The sequence below is a fragment of the Streptomyces sp. NRRL S-337 genome (genome assembly GCF_000720175.1).
GTDB lineage: Bacteria > Actinomycetota > Actinomycetes > Streptomycetales > Streptomycetaceae > Streptomyces > Streptomyces siderophoricus.
Genome location: NZ_JOIX01000052.1, coordinates 21,225 through 40,483, shown reverse-complemented (window position 1 = coordinate 40,483; position 19,259 = coordinate 21,225). Strand labels below are relative to the sequence as shown.

17 protein-coding genes are annotated in these 19,259 nt (G+C 73.2%); 13 read left to right on the top strand and 4 right to left on the bottom strand.

Features of this window, described 5'->3' with window-relative positions:
* Window positions 1-243: 243 nt before the first annotated feature.
* From IG62_RS0128650 to IG62_RS45355, 9 genes are all read left to right on the top strand, one after another.
* A complete protein-coding gene (locus IG62_RS0128650) occupies window positions 244-903 on the top strand; it encodes a response regulator (RefSeq protein ID WP_030809475.1) in 660 nt (219 codons plus the stop codon).
* A gap of 84 nt (window positions 904-987) precedes the next feature.
* Entirely contained in the window at window positions 988-3,831 is a 2,844-nt protein-coding gene (locus tag IG62_RS0128645) for a DNA translocase FtsK (protein WP_030809472.1), read from the top strand.
* Window positions 3,832-4,057: 226 nt separating this feature from the next.
* Window positions 4,058-4,861: a helix-turn-helix domain-containing protein gene (locus IG62_RS0128640; protein ID WP_030809469.1), complete on the top strand. Its 804-nt coding sequence runs from the start codon at window positions 4,058-4,060 to the stop codon at window positions 4,859-4,861.
* A gap of 105 nt (window positions 4,862-4,966) precedes the next feature.
* Window positions 4,967-6,478 carry a 30S ribosomal protein S12 methylthiotransferase RimO gene (rimO, locus tag IG62_RS0128635; RefSeq protein ID WP_030809466.1) on the top strand — a complete coding sequence of 504 codons (1,512 nt, stop codon included), beginning with the start codon at window positions 4,967-4,969 and terminating at the stop codon, window positions 6,476-6,478.
* On the top strand, window positions 6,475-7,125 hold the full coding sequence (pgsA, locus tag IG62_RS0128630) for a CDP-diacylglycerol--glycerol-3-phosphate 3-phosphatidyltransferase (protein ID WP_030809463.1): 651 nt from the start codon (window positions 6,475-6,477) through the stop codon (window positions 7,123-7,125). Before rimO ends, pgsA begins: the two co-directional genes overlap by 4 nt.
* Window positions 7,122-7,658 carry a CinA family protein gene (locus IG62_RS0128625; protein WP_030809460.1) on the top strand — a complete coding sequence of 179 codons (537 nt, stop codon included), beginning with the start codon at window positions 7,122-7,124 and terminating at the stop codon, window positions 7,656-7,658. Before pgsA ends, IG62_RS0128625 begins: the two co-directional genes overlap by 4 nt.
* A gap of 94 nt (window positions 7,659-7,752) precedes the next feature.
* The gene (locus tag IG62_RS0128620; RefSeq protein WP_030415589.1) at window positions 7,753-8,136 is read left to right on the top strand and encodes a helix-turn-helix domain-containing protein; all 384 of its coding nucleotides are present in this window, start codon (window positions 7,753-7,755) and stop codon (window positions 8,134-8,136) included.
* Window positions 8,137-8,432: 296 nt separating this feature from the next.
* The gene (locus IG62_RS0128615) at window positions 8,433-8,903 is read left to right on the top strand and encodes a Dps family protein (RefSeq protein ID WP_030809457.1); all 471 of its coding nucleotides are present in this window, start codon (window positions 8,433-8,435) and stop codon (window positions 8,901-8,903) included.
* Between the two features lie 93 nt (window positions 8,904-8,996).
* Window positions 8,997-9,347 (top strand): hypothetical protein, encoded by a 351-nt coding sequence (locus IG62_RS45355; RefSeq protein ID WP_234326790.1) that lies wholly within the window; start codon window positions 8,997-8,999, stop codon window positions 9,345-9,347.
* On the opposite strand, the gene IG62_RS0128610 is transcribed toward IG62_RS45355, so the two are convergent.
* From IG62_RS0128610 to IG62_RS0128600, 3 genes are read right to left on the bottom strand one after another with little or no spacing between them, the layout of a single operon-like run.
* Window positions 9,295-10,071 (bottom strand): SDR family NAD(P)-dependent oxidoreductase, encoded by a 777-nt coding sequence (locus IG62_RS0128610; RefSeq protein ID WP_030809454.1) that lies wholly within the window; start codon window positions 10,069-10,071, stop codon window positions 9,295-9,297. The genes IG62_RS45355 and IG62_RS0128610 overlap by 53 nt on opposite strands.
* Window positions 10,072-10,102: 31 nt before the next feature.
* Complete coding sequence (locus IG62_RS0128605; RefSeq protein ID WP_030809451.1) at window positions 10,103-10,897, bottom strand: Fpg/Nei family DNA glycosylase; 795 nt, start codon at window positions 10,895-10,897, stop codon at window positions 10,103-10,105.
* Window positions 10,898-10,926: 29 nt separating this feature from the next.
* A complete protein-coding gene (locus tag IG62_RS0128600; RefSeq protein ID WP_030809448.1) occupies window positions 10,927-15,699 on the bottom strand; it encodes a DEAD/DEAH box helicase in 4,773 nt (1,590 codons plus the stop codon).
* Between the two features lie 125 nt (window positions 15,700-15,824).
* Between IG62_RS0128600 and IG62_RS0128595 the strand changes: the two genes are divergently transcribed.
* The 3 genes from IG62_RS0128595 (at window position 15,825) to IG62_RS0128585 (ending at window position 17,893) form a co-directional block, all read left to right on the top strand.
* A complete protein-coding gene (locus IG62_RS0128595) occupies window positions 15,825-16,709 on the top strand; it encodes an AraC family transcriptional regulator (protein ID WP_030809445.1) in 885 nt (294 codons plus the stop codon).
* 72 nt (window positions 16,710-16,781) lie between these two features.
* Window positions 16,782-17,588, top strand: a complete 807-nt coding sequence (locus tag IG62_RS0128590; protein WP_030809441.1) for an AzlC family ABC transporter permease — start codon at window positions 16,782-16,784, stop codon at window positions 17,586-17,588.
* A complete protein-coding gene (locus IG62_RS0128585) occupies window positions 17,585-17,893 on the top strand; it encodes an AzlD domain-containing protein (protein WP_030809438.1) in 309 nt (102 codons plus the stop codon). Before IG62_RS0128590 ends, IG62_RS0128585 begins: the two co-directional genes overlap by 4 nt.
* 137 nt (window positions 17,894-18,030) lie before the next feature.
* Here the strand turns inward: IG62_RS0128585 and IG62_RS0128580 are convergent, their stop codons facing one another.
* A complete protein-coding gene (locus IG62_RS0128580; RefSeq protein ID WP_030809434.1) occupies window positions 18,031-18,954 on the bottom strand; it encodes a hypothetical protein in 924 nt (307 codons plus the stop codon).
* Between the two features lie 78 nt (window positions 18,955-19,032).
* Here IG62_RS0128580 and IG62_RS0128575 point away from each other — a divergent pair, with 78 nt between their 5' ends.
* Window positions 19,033-19,227: a DUF3046 domain-containing protein gene (locus IG62_RS0128575; RefSeq protein ID WP_030809431.1), complete on the top strand. Its 195-nt coding sequence runs from the start codon at window positions 19,033-19,035 to the stop codon at window positions 19,225-19,227.
* Window positions 19,228-19,259 lie beyond the last annotated feature (32 nt).

The window sequence follows — 19,259 nt, the reverse complement described above, 5'->3', positions numbered from 1 at the left end:
ATGGAGCCGGAATGAGGATCATCGCGTGCTGACGGAGTGTGGCGGCGGACGTGTGGAGGCCCCGGATCCGGGGAACCTTCTCGTCTCTGTCTGCGTTTCTGCTACGTGCACAGTGACATCGCGGTGACAGGGTGTGGCGACAGGCGGGGTGCAGCTACCATGACCGGCACAAGGACGGGCGGCATGACGGAGTCGTCCCCTGGGGCGGCGTCCGGTTCACTGCCGGGGCGAGGAGGACGGGCCATGGTGCAGAAGGCCAAGATCCTCCTGGTCGATGACCGGCCGGAGAATCTGCTGGCGCTGGAGGCGATCCTCTCCGCGCTCGATCAGACACTGGTGCGGGCATCGTCCGGGGAGGAAGCGCTCAAAGCACTGCTCACGGACGATTTCGCGGTGATTCTGCTCGATGTGCAGATGCCGGGCATGGACGGTTTCGAGACCGCCGCGCACATCAAGCGGCGTGAGCGCACCCGTGACATCCCGATCATCTTCCTCACGGCCATCAACCACGGTCCGCACCACACCTTCCGCGGCTACGCGGCCGGCGCGGTGGACTACATCTCCAAGCCGTTCGACCCGTGGGTGCTGCGCGCGAAGGTCTCGGTCTTCGTCGAGCTATACATGAAGAACTGCCAACTGCGGGAGCAGGCATCCCTGCTGAGGCTGCAGCTGGAGGGCGGCCGGCCCAGCGCCGACGAGGCGAGGGAGTCGGCGGGGCTGCTCGCCGAGCTGTCCGCGCGGCTGGCGGCGGTCGAGGAGCAGGCGGAGGCGCTGTCCAAGCAGCTGGACGAGACCGCGGACGCCGCAGCGGTGGCCACCGCGGCCCACCTGGAGCGCAAACTCACCGGGCTGCGCCGGGCGCTGGACGCCCTGGAGCCCGGGGCCGGGGCCACCACGGGGTGAGCGCGGGGCGGCCCGCGGGCTGCTGACGCCCCTTCATGAGACGGGCGCGCGACACGGATGGGTGAAGCGCCGTGCGCTCGTGTCATGCCCGCGATCGCCTGTAATCTCGTCGCCATGGCCTCACGTACGTCCGGCAAGGGAACCCAGAGCACGGCGGGCCCCTCGAAGCAGCGCGCCGGACGGTCCGGGGGCGCGGCCAAGAAGACCGCAGCGAAGAAGGCGCCCGCGAAACCGCCCGCCAAGAAGGCCGCGGCGAAAAAGGTCCCGGCCAAGAAGGCCCCGGCCAAGAAGGCCCCGGCCAAGAAGGCGCCCGTCAAGAAGGCCCCGCCCAGACCGGCACCGTCCCCGACCGGCGGGGTGTACCGCCTGGTCCGCGCCTGCTGGCTGGGGATCGCCCACGCCATCGGAGCGGTGTTCCGCGGGATGGGCCGCGGCGCGAAGAACCTCGACCCGGCGCACCGCAAGGACGGCCTGGCCCTCGGGCTGCTCGGTCTGGCACTGGTGATCGCGGCCGGCACCTGGTCCAACCTCTCCGGTCCGGTCGGCGACCTCGTCGAACTGCTGGTGACCGGCGCGTTCGGCCGTCTCGACCTGGTCGTCCCGATACTGCTCGGCGGCATCGCGGTGCGGCTCATCCGGCACCCGGAGCAGCCGGAGGCCAACGGACGGATCGTCATCGGGCTGTCGGCGCTGGTCGTCGGCGTCCTCGGGCAGGTCGCGATGGCCTGCGGCTCGCCGGGGCGCGGCGATGGTTTCGCGGCCATACAGGACGCCGGCGGCTACCTCGGGTGGGTCGCCTCCAAGCCGCTGATCTTCACCGTCGGCCAGACCCTGGCCGTGGCGCTGCTGGTGCTGCTGACGGTCTTCGGGCTGCTGGTGGTCACCGCGACCCCGGTCAACGCGATCCCGCAGCGGCTGCGGGCGCTCGGCGTGCGGCTGGGCGTGGTGCACCCCCTGGAGGAGGAGGTGGACTTCGACGAGGCCGAGGAGTACGCCGAGGACTGGCGCGAGCAGCCCGCGCGCGGCCCCCGCCGCCGTACCCCCGCGGCGTCCGCCCCGGCCGACCCGGACTCCCTGGAGGAGGCGGCGCTGGCCAAGCGGCGGCGACCGCGCCGGAGCTCCGTACAGCCCGCCGCGGACCGGCCGATGGACGCGGTGGACGTGGCCGCCGCAGCCGCCGCGGCGCTGGACGGCGCGGTGCTGCACGGCGTCCAGCCTTCCCCGCTCGTGGCCGGGCTCAGCAGCGGCATCTCGACCGAGCACCGCGAGCACGACGGCGCGGACACGTCGGAGGAGAGCGGTACGGTCCCGCCGGCCCGCGGCGCCGGGCCGAAGCCGGAGCCGACGCCTGCCGAGGAGCCGCCCACCGCGTCCGTACCGGACTTCACCAAGGCCCCGCCCGAGCCCTCCGGCGAGCTGCCGCCGCGCGCCGAGCAGCTCCAGCTGTCCGGGGACATCACCTATGCGCTGCCGTCGCTGGACCTGCTGGAGCGGGGCGGGCCGGGCAAGACCCGCAGCGCCGCGAACGACGCCATAGTGGCCGCGCTGACCACGGTCTTCCAGGAGTTCAAGGTCGACGCCGCGGTCACCGGTTTCACCCGCGGTCCGACGGTCACCCGCTACGAGGTCGAGCTGGGTCCGGCCGTCAAGGTCGAGAAGATCACCGCGCTGGCGAAGAACATCGCGTACGCGGTGGCCAGCCCCGACGTCCGGATCATCAGCCCGATCCCGGGCAAGTCCGCGGTCGGCATCGAGATCCCCAACACCGACCGCGAGATGGTCAACCTCGGCGACGTGCTGCGGCTCGCGGAATCCGCCGAGGACGACGATCCGATGCTGGTGGCCTTCGGCAAGGACGTCGAGGGCGGGTACGTCATGCACTCGCTCGCGAAGATGCCGCACATGCTGGTGGCCGGCGCCACCGGCTCCGGCAAGTCGTCCTGCATCAACTGCCTGATCACCTCGGTGATGATGCGCGCCACCCCGGAGGACGTCCGGATGGTGCTGGTCGACCCCAAGCGCGTCGAGCTGACCGCCTACGAGGGCATCCCGCACCTGATCACGCCGATCATCACCAACCCCAAGCGGGCCGCGGAGGCGCTGCAGTGGGTGGTGCGCGAGATGGACCTGCGCTACGACGACCTGGCGGCCTACGGCTTCCGGCACATCGACGACTTCAACGAGGCGGTGCGCGACGGCAGGATCAGCGCGCCCGAGGGCAGCGAGCGGGAGCTGGCGCCCTACCCGTACCTGCTGGTGATCGTCGACGAGCTGGCGGACCTGATGATGGTCGCGCCGCGCGACGTGGAGGACTCCATCGTCCGCATCACCCAGCTCGCCCGGGCCGCCGGCATCCATTTGGTGCTCGCCACCCAGCGGCCGTCCGTCGACGTCGTGACCGGCCTGATCAAGGCCAATGTGCCCTCGCGGCTCGCGTTCGCCACGTCCTCGCTGGCCGACAGCCGGGTCATCCTCGACCAGCCGGGTGCCGAGAAGCTGATCGGCAAGGGTGACGGGCTGTTCCTGCCGATGGGGGCGAACAAGCCGACGCGTATGCAGGGCGCGTTCGTCACCGAGGCCGAGGTCCACGCCGTGGTCAAGCACTGCAAGGACCAGATGGCCCCGGTCTTCCGGGACGACGTGACGGTGGGCAGCAAGCAGAAGAAGGAGATCGACGAGGACATCGGCGATGACCTCGACCTGCTGTGTCAGGCCGCTGAGCTGGTGGTTTCCACCCAGTTCGGGTCGACGTCGATGCTCCAGCGCAAGCTGCGGGTGGGCTTCGCGAAGGCCGGCCGGCTGATGGACCTGATGGAGTCGCGCAACATCGTCGGGCCCAGCGAGGGGTCGAAGGCTCGTGACGTTCTTGTGAAACCTGACGAACTGGACGGAGTGCTGGCGGTGATCCGGGGGGAGGCTACGGAGTAGCACAGACATCCGGGTCACCCGTACGGGAGACGCAAGCAACCGTTTCTCCTGCCGACACGTCAAGTTGAGGGAGGCGAGGGAACGATGCTTCATCATCAACCCGCACGGCACCCCCGCGGGGCGTTCTGATGGCGTACAAACCGAGCTCTCCCGCTTGCCCGACCCTTTCGCTCCACCCCTAGACTGAGCTTCCAGCAGGTGGCTACACGCTCGAAAGGCGCCGCCCGTGTCCATCGGCAACTCCCCCGAAGCTGACCGGCCTTCCGTCGGTCGCGCCCTCCAGCAGGCCCGTATCGCCGCGGGACTGACCGTCGAAGAGGTCAGTACGACGACACGGGTGCGCATCCCCATCGTGCACGCGATCGAGCAGGACGACTTCTCGCGCTGCGGCGGTGACGTCTACGCCCGGGGGCACATCAGAACGCTCGCCCGCGCCGTCTCGCTCGACCCCGGCCCGCTGATCGCGCACTTCGACGCCGAGCACGGCGGCCGGCCGACGCCGACCGACCTGGCCGCCCCGATCTACGAGGCCGACCGGATCCGCTCCGAGCCGCGCCGCCCGAACTGGACGGCGGCGATGGTCGCGGCGATCGTCGCGGTGGTCGGTTTCGCCGGCTTCACGCTCTTCACCGGCGGCGACAAGAGCGACAACAGTCCGATCGCGTCCGATTCGCACGCCAAGCCCGCGCCGGCGCCCACCCGCCATCCCTCGACGATCAAGCCGCCGCTGCCGGAGCCGTCCGACAGTGCGGTCGCCGGGCTGCCGAAGGACAAGGTGACGATCAAGGTCACCGCCAAGGACGGCCAGAGCTGGGTCTCCGCCAAGGACGCCAACGGCAAGCTGCTGGAGGACAGCCTGCTCAAGCAGGGCGAGTCCAAGACGATCACCGACAAGAAGCGGATCGACCTGGTCCTCGGCAATGCGCCGGTCGTACAGCTGTACGTCAACGGCAAAGAGGTCAAGGAGATCGGTGAGAAGGGGCCCGTCGAGCGGCTCAGCTACACGCCGGGGGACCCCCAGGCGGGCTGAGCGCCACGCTCCGGACCGCGTCCGCCGCCCGGCCCGGGGCCCCTGGGCCCGGCGGCGGAGACCTGCGCGCGAAGGGGGTGTCCGGGACGAAGTAGGCTGAGGCCTATGCCCGAACGCCGTACCGTCGCCCTTGTCACCCTTGGCTGCGCCCGTAACGAGGTGGACTCGGAGGAGCTCGCAGGCCGCCTGGCGGCGGACGGCTGGGAGCTGGTCGAGGAAGCCGCCGAAGCCGATGTCGCCGTCGTCAACACCTGCGGGTTCGTCGAGGCCGCCAAGAAGGACTCCGTCGATGCCCTGCTGGAAGCCAATGATCTGAAGACCGCGGCTCGTGAGGGCGGCGGCAGAACCCAGGCCGTGGTCGCCGTCGGCTGTATGGCCGAGCGCTACGGCAAGGAGCTCGCCGAGGCGCTGCCCGAGGCCGACGGCGTGCTCGGTTTCGACGACTACGCCGACATCTCCGACCGGCTGCAGACCATCCTCAGCGGCGGCGTCCACGCCTCGCACACCCCGCGCGACCGCCGCAAGCTGCTGCCGATCAGCCCGGCCGAGCGGCAGGGCTCCGCCGGGGTCGCGCTGCCCGGCCACGCCCAGGCCGAGGCGCCGGCCGCCCCGCCCGAGGACCTGCCGGAGGGCATCGCGCCCGCCTCCGGGCCGCGCGCCCCGCTGCGCCGCCGGCTCGGCAGCAGCCCGGTGGCGTCGGTGAAGCTGGCCTCCGGCTGCGACCGGCGCTGCACGTTCTGCGCCATCCCGTCCTTCCGCGGCTCGTTCATCTCCCGCCGGCCCTCCGACGTGCTCGGAGAGACCCGCTGGCTGGCCGAGCAGGGCGTCAAGGAGATCATGCTGGTCTCCGAGAACAACACCTCCTACGGCAAGGACCTCGGCGACATCCGCCTGCTGGAGACGCTGCTGCCCGAGCTGGCGGCCGTCGACGGCATCGAGCGGATCCGGGTCAGCTATCTGCAGCCGGCCGAGATGCGACCGGGTCTGATCGACGTCCTGACCGGGACCGACAAGGTCGCGCCGTACTTCGACCTTTCCTTCCAGCACTCGGCACCCGGTGTGCTGCGGGCGATGCGGCGCTTCGGCGACACCGACCGCTTCCTCGAGCTGCTCGCCCAGATCCGGACGAAGGCGCCGCAGGCCGGTGTCCGGTCCAACTTCATCGTGGGCTTCCCCGGGGAGAGCGAGGGCGACCTGGCGGAGCTGGAGCGCTTCCTGACCGAGGCCCGGCTCGACGCCATCGGCGTCTTCGGCTACTCCGACGAGGACGGCACCGAGGCCGCGTCGTACGAGAACAAGCTCGACCCGGACGAGGTCGCCGAGCGGCTGGCCCAGGTGTCGCGGCTGGCCGAGGAGCTCAGCGCGCAGCGCGCGGAGGAGCGGATCGGCGAGACGGTGCGAGTGCTGGTCGACCGTGACGACGACGAGGACGGTCTCGTCGGGCGGGCCGCGCACCAGGCGCCGGAGACCGACGGCGTGACCCTGCTCTCGACCGGCCAGGAGTTGTCGCCGGGTCGTATGGTCGAAGCAAAGGTGGTGGCGAGCGAGGGCGTGGACCTGGTGGCGGAGGTGCTGTCGGTGGACGGCGCGTCGTGTACCGAGGAGGCGGCCAGATGACCGGAGTCCCGGCTTCCGCAGCGGGTGGCCCGCGCACGGCGCCGGCCGTCCGGCCGGCCGGGCTGTGGAACATCGCCAACGTCCTGACGATGCTGCGGCTGGTGCTGGTCCCCGCCTTCGTGATGCTGCTGATGCACGACAACGGGACCGATCGGGCCTGGCGCGCCTTCGCCTGGGCCGCCTTCGCGATCGCCATGATCACCGATATCTTCGACGGACATCTGGCGCGCACGTACAACCTGGTCACCGACTTCGGCAAGATCGCCGACCCGATCGCGGACAAGGCGATCATGGGCGCGGCGCTGATCTGCCTGTCGGTGCTCGGTGATCTGCCCTGGTGGGTGACGGGCGTGATCCTCTTCCGTGAGCTCGGCATCACGCTGATGCGCTTCTGGGTGATCAAGCACGGGGTGATTCCGGCCAGTCGCGGGGGCAAGATCAAGACATTGGCGCAGGGCACCGCGGTCGGGATGTACGTCCTGGTGCTGACCGGGCCCCTGGCGACCTTCCGCTGGTGGGTGATGGCGGCGGCCGTGGTGCTGACGGTCGCGACCGGACTCGACTACGTCCGGCAGGCCGTGGTGCTGCGCCGGGCCGGGCTGGCGCGGGAGCGGGCCGCCCGGGCCGAACAGGACACCGTCCGGTGACCGGGCCGGGTTCTGCCGCGGCCGGGGCGCTGGAGCTGCTCGCCGGACGGGGGCAGAGCCTGGCCGTGGCGGAGTCGCTGACCGGCGGCCTGGTGGCCGGCACGCTGACCGCGGTCCCCGGGGCCTCGCGGGCGCTGCGCGGCTCGATCACCGCGTACGCCACCGACCTCAAGCGGGACATACTGGGCGTCGACGGCGCCCTGCTGGCCGCGCGCGGAGCGGTGGACGGCGAGGTCGCCCGGCAGATGGCGGCCGGTGTGCGGAGGGTGCTGGGCGCCGACTGGGGCATCGCCACCACGGGCGTCGCCGGACCCGATCCGCAGGACGGGCAGCCGGTGGGCACCGTTTTCGTCGCGGTGCAGGGGCCGGACGGTGCCGGCGAGGTGCGCCGGCTGGCGTTCACGGGGGATCGCGACCGGATCCGCCGGGACACCATTGACGCGGTGCTCGCACTGTTGTTGAGCGAACTGACAGAAAATGCGCGGGCACAGGATACGGAACAACACGGGGGGAATGGATGTTTGCAGCCCTGAGTGAACACGTACTTGCGCCCGGCACGGCCGCGGCCCGAGGCGGTACGGTGGGGCGAGAAGGATCCGGATCCGAGGTCCGAGGAGGGAGCCAGCGATGATTCTGCTTCGTCGCCTGCTGGGTGACGTTCTGCGCCGACAGCGTCAGCGCCAGGGCCGAACCCTGCGCGAGGTCTCGTCCTCCGCTCGGGTGTCGCTCGGCTATTTGTCCGAGGTCGAGAGGGGGCAGAAGGAGGCTTCCTCCGAGCTGCTCTCGGCGATCTGTGACGCGCTGGACGTGCGCATGTCCGAGCTGATGCGGGAGGTCAGCGACGAGCTGGCGCTCGCCGAGCTGGCCGCGTCCGCGGCCGCGAGCGACGCGGTGCCGGCGCCGGTGCGGCCGAAGCTCAATTCGGTGTCCGTCGCGTCTCTGGCCGGCGTACCGGAGGAGCGCGTGACGATCAAGTCCCCGGCCGACGTCGTGGATGTCGTCGCGGCCTGACACACCTGTTCACAGGCGTCCGGAGCCCCGGCGGGCAGCAGCCCGCCGGGGCTCCGTGCTGTCCGGGAAGGTCCGGCGGATCACCCCGGGCCGCTCAGAACGTGCGATTCATTTGTACGATGGCTAAATCGGACAAATGGTCCGAATTGCTGTCGGGATCGCCCACGGGACGCGCCCACCTGGATCGATCACCCGGACCGGTCGGCCAGATCGGTCACCCGGACGGGTTGTCCGGACCGTGCGCGGCCCGATCGGGTCCGGTCAGGCTCGATCCCCGTTCGAACAGGAGTATCTGGATGTCTGTCGTCAAGAGCACGCTGTCCGACGAAGCCCGCGGCATCGTGGGGAGCGCCCTGCAGGGCGCCCTCGTCGACCTGGTGGACCTCTCCCTCGTCGCCAAGCAGGTCCACTGGAACGTCGTCGGCCCGCGGTTCCGCTCCGTGCACCTCCAGCTCGACGAGGTGGTCGCCAGCGCACGGACGCACATGGACACGGTGGCCGAGCGGGCGGCCGCGATCGGGGTGTCCCCGGACGGCCGGGCCGCCACCGTCGCCAAGACCAGCGGCATCAACGAGGTGCAGGACGGCTGGGTCAAGGACGGCGACGTGGTGCGGGCCATGGTGAACGCCCTGGGCGCGGTCATCGGGCGGATGCGCGAGCGGATCATCGCCACCGACGAGCCGGACCCGGTCACCCAGGACATCCTGATCGGTCTCACCGCCGACCTGGAGAAGCACCACTGGATGTTCCAGGCCGAGGCCCACTGACGGTGCCCGTGGTGGTTCCGCGCGCCGCAAACGCCCTAGTGCGCTCTCCCCGCCGACGGCGGGCCCGTCTAGCGTCGGCCGGAGGAGGCAGCCATGGCGTGGCGTGGAACCGCGGCCCGCGGACCGGCCGGCCGGCTCCCGGAGGGTGAGCCGTCCGGCCGTCGTCCGCGGGCCGTCCCCGGGCGCCGGATATCCGCGGCCCTCGTCGGGGGACTGTGGTGGTGCGCCGTGCTCCGGCTGGCGTTCTGGCCGCAGGCGGCGGGCCTGGTCGAGGGCGCCGTGGCGCTCGGCGGCTGGGGCCTGAGCCTGCTGCCGGTGCACTGCGTGCCGTGGACGGGCCGGAACGAGTCCCGGCGTCGGCGGGCCGTGCTCCGGCGGGCCCGGATGGCGTTCACCACGGCATGGCGACGCCGCCGTTGGGGCGGAGGATCTGGCCGGTCGTGAAGGACGAGGCGTCCGACGCGAGGTACAGCACGGCGTGCGCGACATCCACCGGCTCTCCCACCCGCCCCAGCGGTGACCTCCGGATCATCGGCGCCTCCGCCCGCCGCTGCGCCTCCGCGGTGGGGCGGTCGGTCATCGGGGTGCGGATCCAGCCCGGCGCGACGGCGTTGACGCGGATGCCGTGCCGGCCGACCTCGCTGGCCAGCGTCCTGGTCAGCTGCACGACGGCGGCCTTGGCGGCCCCGTAGCAGAGCAGGCCCGGTGCCCCGGTGTCGATCGCACCGGAGGCCATGGTCACGAGGGAGCCGCGGGTGCCGGTGGCGATCATCGCCCGGGCGGCCTCCTGGCAGCCGTACAGCACCCCCTTGAAGTTGGTGTTCCACACCCGGTCCAGATCCTCGTCCGCGGTCTCCAGGGCGGGGGCGGAGTGCATGATTCCGGCGATGTTCGCCAGCACGTCGAGCCGGCCGGAGGCCGAGCGGGCCGCATCGACGACGGCGGCGACCTCGGCCCGGTGGGTGACGTCGACGCGGTGGGCGTGCGCGGTGCCGCCGGCCGCGGTGAGTGCCGTGGCGGTCGCCTGCGCGCCCCGTTCGTCGAGGTCCGCGCAGTGCACCGTGGCACCGGCCGCGGCGAGGAGTGCCGCGGTGGCACGGCCGATTCCGTTCGCCGCGCCGGTCACGATCGCGGTGCGGCCCGTGAGGTCGTACGCGGGCAGAGGCATGCCGGGAGGGTAGGCCCGAGCTGACGGGTCGTCAATTCTCTGTGCCGGGCTGGCATCGAGGGCACCAGTAGGTGACTCGTTCCTCGGCCGCGGGGTCCTGGTCGGCGGAGCGGACCGGCGTACCGCAGCGCAGGCAGGGGCGGCCGGCCCGGCCGTAGACCCACAGCCGGCGGTCCGGGCGGGCACTGGGCGTGGTGGTACGCGCCGGGCGCCGCTTGTTCGCCTCCAGCAGCTTCTTGGCGAGCGCCGGCACCCGCTCCGGTGCGGGCAGCTCCCCCACGGGCAGCCAGGGCGAGGCGCGCAGCAGGAAGCACAGCTCCGACTTGAAGACGTTGCCGATGCCTGCCAGATTGCGCTGGTCGAGCAGCGCCTCGCCGAGCGGCCGCCGCGGGGCGTCGAGCAGCCGGCGCAGCGCCTCCGCGGCATCCCAGTCGGGGCTCAGCAGATCGGGCCCCAGATGACCGACGACCCGCGGTTCGTCGGCCGTCGGCAGCAGATCGAGGACCGGGAGGCGGTAGCCGACCGCGGTGTGCTCCGCCGTGCCGAGGATCGCCCGGATCTGATGGGCCGGCCCGCCGCGCCAGCGCTCGGCGGGACCGTAGATCTGCCAGGCGCCGTCCATCCGCAGATGGGAGTGGAGGGTGAGGCCGCCCTCGAAACGGGTCAGCAGATGCTTGCCGCGGGGGACCACCGCCTGCACCTCGCGGCCGGTCAGGTCCACCGTCGCGAGCTTGGGCACCCGCAGGTCGCAGCGGGTCAGCGGCCGGCCGGCCAGCGCTTCGTGCAGCCGCTGCGCCAGCCGCCAGACGGTGTCACCTTCGGGCATGCCCCCATCATGCCGGTCCGCCGGCGCCGTCAGCCGCGCAGCCGCAGCCCCCGCGGCGTCGGGTGGAAGCCGGCGGACTCCAGGACGGCGGCGAACGGGGAGGTGAGGGCCGCGGTGCCGTTGATGCGCTCGGTGGTGATCGTGCCCAGCGCACCGGCCCGGGCGGCGTCGGTGAGCGCCTCCACCGCGATCCGCAGCCGCGGGTCCGTCGTGGCCCCGGCCGGGTCCTGGCCCAGCGGCCACATCAGCAGGGTCTTGCCGCCGCGCTCCATGTAGAGCGTCAGCTCACCGTCGACCAGGACCACCATGGAGCCCGCCTTCCGGCCGGGCTTGTGGGTCGAGCCCTCGGGCGGATCGGGCCAGGACAGGGCGGCGCCGTAGGCATTGGCCGGATCGGCGGCGGCCAGCACCACGGCCCGCTGCGGACCGCCGCGCCGCTGCGGCCCGCCGTCCGGCAGCGCCTCGTCGACGGTGCGCTCCCGCTGGGTGTTCACCGCGCGCAGCCGGTCCACCGCACCGTCCATCGCGAACTGGGCGGCGCCCAGCCCCTCGACGACATAGCCGCGGCGGGCCTGCCCGGACTCCTCGAACGCGGCCAGGACGCGGTACGCGGCGGAGAAACCGCCCTCGACCCCTTCGGCCGCGACCGCCCCGCGGGTGACGATGCCGTGCCGGTCCAGGAGCGTACGGGCCAGGGCGTGCGCGCGGTGGGTGGGGTCCGGCTCGGGAGCGGGCAGCAGCGACCAGCGGCCGCCGACGGTCGGCGGGCCCGACCGGGACGCCGTGGGCCGGACGCCGTGGCCCGCGGCCATGGCCAGCGAGCCGTACCGCCCGCGGGGGACGGCGCGCCGGGCGCGGTGCGCCGTCGAACCGGCCGTACGGCCCGAGCCGAGCAGCGCCCGCAGCGGGGCGAGGGTGTCATTGGTCAGCCGGCCCGACCACGCCAGGTCCCAGAGCGCGTCGGCCAGTTGGGGATCGGTCACCTCGGGGTGGGTGGTCGCCCGGACCTGGTCGGCGAGCTGGCGGAAGAACAGGCCGTACCCGGGGGCGAGCGCGGCCAGCAGCGACTCATGGAGGGCGGTCAGCTCCAGCGGGAGCGGCGGCGGCAGCAGCAGCGGAGCCGCGTCGGCGAGATGCAGCGAGAGCCAGCCGTCCTTGCCGGGCAGCGCACCGGCACCGGCCCACAACACCTCGCCGGTGGCGGTCAGTTCGTCCAGCATGGCCGGGGTGTATCCGCCGACGCGGGACGGCAGCACCAGCTTCTCCAGGGCCGAGGCCGGCACCGGCGCGCCCTGCAACTGCTCGACGGCGCGCACCAGCCCGTCGATTCCGCGCAGGCTGTGCGACGCTCCGCCGGACGGCGCCGGCGGGCCGCTCACCGGGGCCGGACGCGGCGCGGCGACATGCTGCCACTGGGGCAGGAAGGCGGCGAGCGCCGCCGGCGGCACCGGCTCCAGCTCCTCACGCAGCGCGGCCAGCGAACGGCGCCGCAGTCTGCGCAGCACCTGGGCGTCGCACCACTCCTGGCCGATACCCGCCGGATGGAACTCGCCCTGGACGACGCGGCCGGCGGCGGCGAGGCGGTGCAGCGCGCCGTCCGTGACCGCGGTGCCCAGTCCGAAGCGGGCGGCGGCCTGGTCGGACGTGAACGGGCCGTGCGTACGGGCGAAGCGGGACAGCAGATCGCCCAGCGGATCCTTGACCGGTTCCGTGAAGGACTCCGGGACGCCGACCGGCAGCGCCGTGCCGAGAGCGTCCCGCAGCCGGCCGGCGTCCTCGACGGCGGCCCAGTGGTCGGCGCCGGCGATCCGCACCGAGATGGCCCGCCGGGCGGCGGCCAGCTCCCGCGGCCATGCCGGATCGGCGCCGCGCTCGACCAGCTCGGCGTCGGTCAGCGGCCCCAGCAGCCGCAGGACGTCGGCCACCCCCTCCGCGTCCTTGACCCGGCGGTCCTCCGAAAGCCACTGCAGCTCGCGCTCCAGCTCGGCCAGCACCTCGGCGTCCAGCAGCTCGCGCAGCTCGGCCTGGCCCAGCAGCTCGGCGAGCAGCCGCGAGTCCAGCGACAGCGCGGCGGCCCGCCGCTCGGCGAGCGGGGAGTCGCCCTCGTACAGGAACTGGGCGACGTAGCCGAACAGCAGCGAGCGGGCGAACGGGGACGGCTCGGGGGTCGTGACCTCCACCAGGCGGACCCGGCGGGCCTCGAGGTCACCCATCAGCTCCGTCAGACCGGGCACGTCGAAGACGTCCTGGAGACACTCGCGGACGGCCTCCAGCACGATCGGGAAGGACCCGAACTCGCTGGCCACCTGGAGCAGTTGGGCCGCGCGCTGCCGCTGCTGCCACAGCGGGGTGCGCTTGCCGGGGTTGCGGCGCGGCAGCAGCAGGGCGCGGGCGGCGCACTCGCGGAACCGGGAGGCGAACAGCGCCGAGCCGCCCACCTGGTCCGTGACGAGCTGATCGACGTCGCCCGGATCGAAGGCGACGTCGGCGGCCCCCACCGGGGACTGCTCCGGGTCGTACTCCGCGCCGCGCGCACCCAGCCCCGGGTCACCGGCCGCGCCGAACCCGCCGTCCCCGTCGAGGAGGTCGAGGCCCATCAGGTCGGCGTCCGGCAGGCGCAGCACGATGCCGTCGTCGGCGTGCATCACCTGGGCGTCCAGGCCGTAGCGCTCGGCCAGCCGGGAGCCGAGGGCCAGCGCCCACGGGGCGTGCACCTGCGCGCCGAACGGGGAGTGGATGACCACCCGCCAGTCGCCGAGCTCGTCGCGGAACCGCTCGACGACGATCGTGCGGTCATCGGGGACATGGCCGCAGGCCTGCCGCTGCTCGGCGAGATAGCCCAGCACATTGGAGACCGCCCAGTCGTCCAGCCCGGCCGCGGCCAGCCGGCTCCGCGCCTCCTCCGGGTCGGCGGCCCCGATCTCCCTGAGGAACGCACCCAGCGCCCGCCCCAGCTCCAGGGGGCGGCCCAGCTGGTCGCCCTTCCAGAACGGCAGCCGGCCGGGCACCCCGGGGGCGGGTGTGACCAGCACCCGGTCCCGGGTGATGTCCTCGATCCGCCAGGACGTCGTACCGAGCGTGAAGACGTCGCCGACCCGGGATTCGTAGACCATCTCCTCGTCGAGCTCGCCCACCCGGCGCCCGCCACCCCCCTTGCCGGAGTCGCCGCCGGCCAGGAACACCCCGAACAGACCGCGGTCCGGGATCGTGCCCCCCGACGTCACGGCCAGCCGCTGGGCGCCGGGGCGCCCCGTGACCGTCTGGGCGACCCGGTCCCACACCAGGCGCGGCCGCAGCTCGGCGAACGCGTCCGAGGGATAGCGGCCGGCGAGCATGTCCAGCACGGACCGGAACGCCGACTCCGGCAGCGCGGCGAACGGCGCCGCCCGCCGGACGACGGCCAGCAGCTCCTCCACGACCCAGGTGTCCATCGCAGCCATCGCCACGACCTGCTGGGCGAGCACGTCCAGCGGATTGGCGGGCACCCGCAGCGCCTCGATGGCGCCGGTCCGCATCCGCTCCGTCACCACGGCTGCCTGCACCAGATCGCCGCGGTACTTCGGGAACACGATGCCCGTCGAGACGGCCCCGACCTGATGGCCGGCCCGGCCCACCCGCTGCAGACCGGACGCCACCGACGGCGGCGACTCCACCTGCACCACCAAATCGACCGCGCCCATGTCGATGCCCAGCTCCAGACTGGACGTGGCGACCACGGCCGGCAGCCGGCCCGCCTTCAGGTCCTCCTCCACCTGGGCACGCTGCTCCTTGGAGACCGAGCCGTGGTGCGCCCGCGCCAACAGCGGCGGAGCGCCCTTCGCGGCACCGGCCTCGGCCATCAGCTCCGCGGGGGAGTGGTGCTCCGGCAGCGCCGTTCCCGTCGTCCGCTCGTAGGCGATCTCGTTGAGTCGGTTGCACAGCCGCTCCGCCAGCCGGCGCGAGTTGGCGAAGACGATCGTGGAGCGGTGGGCCTGCACCAGATCGGCGATCCGCTCCTCGACCTGGGGCCAGATGGACGGCTTCTCACCGGTCTCCCCCTCCCGGACCGGGGCGCTGCCCAGCTCGCCCATGTCCTCGACCGGGACGACCACCGACAACTCGAACCGCTTCCCCGACGGCGGCTGGACGATCTCCACCCGGCGCTGCGGCGACAGATAGCGGGCCACCTCCTCCACCGGGCGCACCGTCGCCGACAGCCCGATCCGGCGCGCCGGACGGTCCAGCAGCTCGTCCAGCCGCTCCAGGGACAGCGCCAGATGCGCCCCGCGCTTCGTGCCGGCGACCGCGTGCACCTCGTCCACGATCACCGTCTCGACGCCCGCCAGCGCCTCCCGCGCCGAGGACGTCAGCATCAGGAACAGCGACTCGGGCGTCGTGATGAGGATGTCCGGCGGGCGGTTGGCGAGCGCCCGGCGCTCCGCCGGGGGCGTGTCCCCGGAACGGATACCCACCCTGATGTCCGGCTCCGGCAGGCCCAACCGGACGGACTCCTGCCGGATACCCGTCAGCGGGCTGCGCAGATTGCGCTCCACGTCGACGGCCAGCGCCTTCAGCGGCGACACATACAGCACCCGGCAGCGCTTCCTGGGCTCCGCAGGCGGCGGCATGGACGCCAGCGCGTCCAGCGACGCCAGGAACGCGGCGAGCGTCTTGCCGGAACCCGTCGGCGCGACCACCAGGACGTCCGAGCCCGCGCCGATCGCCTGCCAGGCGCCCTCCTGCGCGGCGGTGGGCGCGCGGAACGCCCCGGCGAACCATCCGCGGGTCGCCGGCGAGAACGAGTCGAGCGCTGCCTTGGCCATGTTCCCCATCGTGCACCGGACCACTGACAACGCGGCCCCCCCGGGCGCCGGCGGACCGCCCCGCCCGCCGTCCACGCCTCGGACCCCCAGGTCACGGGCGTGCGATCCGGACGCAGAATGGAGACATGATCACGGTCAGCGGCGACAGCGCGGCCGCGGACCGCGCACCGGGCACCGACGCCACGCCACGGGAGCGCGGGGAGTGGGCCCGGCACTGGCGCTACCCGGGCCTGCCCGGTCTCGACCTGCTGCGCGCCCGCTACGTACGGCACTCCTTCCCCCGCCACGCCCACGACGGCTACGTCGTCTGCGCGGTCACCTCCGGCATCGAGGAGGTCGGCTTCCAGAAGGGCACCGTCCGGGCCGGGCAGGGCGGCATCATGATGATCAACCCCGAGGTCGCCCACACCGCACGGGCCGGCGCCCCCGAAGGGTGGACCTACGCCACCCTCTACCCGTCGTCCGACCTCGTCGCCGAGATAGCCGACGAGACCACGGCCCTGCGCGGCACCGCCGGCTTCACCGAAACCGTCGCCGAGGACCCCCGGCTCGCCCGCATGATCACCGACGTCCACCGGGCCGCCGAGGCCGGCAACGCGCTCGCCGCCGACAGCCTGCTGCGCCTCACCGTCGCCCGGCTGCTGCGCCGCTACGGAGGCCCCCTCCCGGCACGCACCCCACGCAGCGCGGGCGCGCGCAACGCGGCCCGCGCCCGTGCCGTACTGGAGGACCGGATGGCCGACCCGCCCTCCCTGGAACACCTGGCACACGACCTCGGCACCAGCCCGTTCGCCCTGCTGCGGGCCTTCAAGGCCGCCTACGGGATGCCCCCGCACGCCTGGCTCACCGATGCCCGGGTCCGCCGGGCCCGCACCCTCCTGGAGGCCGGCCACCCGCCCGCCGACACCGCCGTCGCGGTCGGCTTCACCGACCAGCCGCACCTGAACCGCCACTTCACCCGGATCGTCGGGGTACCGCCCGGCGCGTACCGCAAGGAACGCGCCCTGTGAGCGGCCCGCGCCCGGCAGGAGGCGCAAGAACGTACAAGACCACCGGGAGCGCCCCCGCCTAAGGTCCCGGGCGTGGCAGAACAGACAGACATACGCCCCACCGGAAAGGCCGCGACGCCGGAACCGGCACGGCCCGCCAAACCCGACTCCGCCGTCATCCGGGACGCCCTCGGCGTCGGCATCGCCGTCGGCCTCTCCGGGTTCGCCTTCGGCGTGACCTCGGCCGGCTCCGGCCTCACCCTGCTCCAGACCTGCGCGCTGAGCCTGCTCGTGTTCACCGGCGCCTCACAGTTCGCCCTGGTCGGCGCGCTCGCCGCGGGCGGCAACCCACTCACCGCCGCGGCCGGGGCCTTCTTCCTCGGCGTGCGCAACGCCTTCTACGGCCTGCGGCTCTCCGCCGTCCTCGGCCACCGGGCGGCGGTCCGGCCCTTCGCCGCCCACTGGGTCATCGACGAAACCACCGCCGTCACCCTGGCCCAGCCGGACCGCCGCAGCGCCCGGCTCGGCTTCACCGTCACCGGCCTGAGCCTCTACGTCCTGTGGAACCTCACCACCCTCATCGGCGCCCTCGGGGCCGCGGCGCTCGGCGACACCGACGCCTGGGGCCTGGACGCAGCCAGCCCCGCGGTCTTCCTGGCGCTGCTCGCACCGATGCTGCGGAGCACCGCCGAGCGGGCGGCCGCCGGCCTCGCGGTCGTCCTGGTCATGACCACGCTGCCGCTGCTGCCCACCGGGGTACCGGTCCTGCTCTCGGCGCTCGCCGCCCCCGCAGTCCTCGTCGTACAGGGCCGCCGAGCACGGGCGAAGGGCGCCGGCAACGACACGACCCACACGGGCGACGCGCAGGGCCGCCCCGCCACCGAGGAGAAGCAGGCATGAACGTCTGGATCGCCATCGCCGCCACCGCCGTCGGCTGCTACCTGGTCAAGTACCTCGGCCTGTCCGCGCCCGCCGGTGTCCTGGAACGCCCGCTCGTCAAGCGGCTGGCGGCGCTGCTTCCGGTGGCCCTGCTGGCCGCGCTCACCGCACAGCAGACCTTCAGCGACGGCCACCACCTGATGCTCGACGCCAAGGCCGCAGGCGTGGCCGCCGCGGCCGTCGCGCTCGCCCTGCGCGCGCCGTTCCTGCTGGTCGTCGGCGTCGCCGTGGCCGTCACGGCAGGCGTACGGGCGCTGGGCGGCTGACGCGCCCCGGGCCGGGGGACGCCCTCCCCTGGGACGGAGGGCGAACGCAGCATGCGGGCGGCCCCGGGGGAGGGGCCACCCGCATGCTCACCCAAGAGGTCCGGGCGCGGCGCGGACGACCGGCCCGGACCGGTCGCTCAGCCCAGCTGCCGTCCGTACGCCCGCAAGGTACGCAATGCCTTCAGCGTCACCATCGGGCGGCTCTCCAGCGCCGTCCCCGGTGCCCAGATCCGCCAGTTCACCGGCCAGCCGCCGTCCTCCTCCTGCAGCGCCAGGAGGTGGTCCAGGGCCCGGTCCATCTCCTCGTCGGAGAACCAGCCGCGGGCCAGGGAACCGGGTGACGGCGCATAGTTGTACGCGAAGTGGTGCTCCCCGGGGGCGTACCCCGGCGCCACCGGGACCTCGGCCGCCCGCCCCGGATCCAGCAGCACCAGGCCCTCCTCCCTGACCAGCCGCCCCAGCCGCTCGGCCGCCGCGGCGGCCCGCGGCCGGTCCGGCGCGCCGTCCAGGAACGCCAGCGCCGCCTCCACCTCGTACGGATGGGTCCCCTTCAGCGACTCCACCGCCGCCCAGCAGTAGTCCGTGGCCCGGAAGAGCCAGGCGTGCCACACCTCGTTGCGGTGCAGCGTGCCCACCACCGGGCCGGTCGCCAGGAGCGCGCTCGGCGGATCGTCGACCACCGGGATCCACGGGGCGGCCGGGTAACCACGCTGGGAGGGGTGCAGCGCGGGCAGTGCTCCCTCGGGAGTCGAGATCTTCGTCAGATAGCGGCAGATCCGCTCCACCTGACGGCCGTCACAGCGCCCGATCAGATCCAGGACCTTCAGGGCGTGCGCGGTGTGCAGCGGCTGGCTCACGGGTCCGCGCAGATCGGGCTCCAGGGCGTGGCCGAAGCCGTCGTCGTCGTTGCGGTACGCGGCGAGCGCGGTCTCCACCGGGTCCGCACCGCCGCCGAGGAAGTCGTACTCGAAGAGCCGCTGTTCGAGTACCCGGGCGGTCAGCCAGATGAATCGCTCCGCACGCGCCAGAGGGGTCGGAGGAGGGCTTGCGTTTTCGGCCATGGCCCGACGGTAGGGCCGAAATCCTCCGGCGGCACCGGCTCGCGCCCCCCTGCCAGCCCAGGGCGGGATACTGGAGGCATGCGGTTGACGGTCTTCTGGCAGCGGATGGCGGATCACTTCGGCGCGTCGTACGCCGACTCCTTCGCGCGCGATCACGTGATGTCCGGCCTCGGCGGCCGGACCGTCCACGAAGCACTGGCCGCCGGGTGGAGCGCCAAAGAGGTGTGGCGGGTGGTCTGCGCCGCCATGGACGTGCCGCCCGAGAAGCGCTGAAGCGGCTGGACCCGAACGCGGCCGGAGCAGTC

Coding starts and splice junctions, on each gene's coding strand:
- IG62_RS0128650 (WP_030809475.1), top strand. CDS start 244: ATGGTGCAGAAGGCCAAGATCCTCCTGGTCGATGACCGGCCGGAGAAT.
- IG62_RS0128645 (WP_030809472.1), top strand. CDS start 988: ATGCCCGCGATCGCCTGTAATCTCGTCGCCATGGCCTCACGTACGTCC.
- rimO (WP_030809466.1), top strand. CDS start 4,967: ATGCCCGAACGCCGTACCGTCGCCCTTGTCACCCTTGGCTGCGCCCGT.
- pgsA (WP_030809463.1), top strand. CDS start 6,475: ATGACCGGAGTCCCGGCTTCCGCAGCGGGTGGCCCGCGCACGGCGCCG.
- IG62_RS0128620 (WP_030415589.1), top strand. CDS start 7,753: ATGATTCTGCTTCGTCGCCTGCTGGGTGACGTTCTGCGCCGACAGCGT.
- IG62_RS0128615 (WP_030809457.1), top strand. CDS start 8,433: ATGTCTGTCGTCAAGAGCACGCTGTCCGACGAAGCCCGCGGCATCGTG.
- IG62_RS45355 (WP_234326790.1), top strand. CDS start 8,997: ATGGCGTGGCGTGGAACCGCGGCCCGCGGACCGGCCGGCCGGCTCCCG.
- IG62_RS0128610 (WP_030809454.1), bottom strand. CDS start 10,071: ATGCCTCTGCCCGCGTACGACCTCACGGGCCGCACCGCGATCGTGACC.
- IG62_RS0128605 (WP_030809451.1), bottom strand. CDS start 10,897: ATGCCCGAAGGTGACACCGTCTGGCGGCTGGCGCAGCGGCTGCACGAA.
- IG62_RS0128600 (WP_030809448.1), bottom strand. CDS start 15,699: ATGGCCAAGGCAGCGCTCGACTCGTTCTCGCCGGCGACCCGCGGATGG.
- IG62_RS0128595 (WP_030809445.1), top strand. CDS start 15,825: ATGATCACGGTCAGCGGCGACAGCGCGGCCGCGGACCGCGCACCGGGC.
- IG62_RS0128585 (WP_030809438.1), top strand. CDS start 17,585: ATGAACGTCTGGATCGCCATCGCCGCCACCGCCGTCGGCTGCTACCTG.
- IG62_RS0128580 (WP_030809434.1), bottom strand. CDS start 18,954: ATGGCCGAAAACGCAAGCCCTCCTCCGACCCCTCTGGCGCGTGCGGAG.
- IG62_RS0128575 (WP_030809431.1), top strand. CDS start 19,033: ATGCGGTTGACGGTCTTCTGGCAGCGGATGGCGGATCACTTCGGCGCG.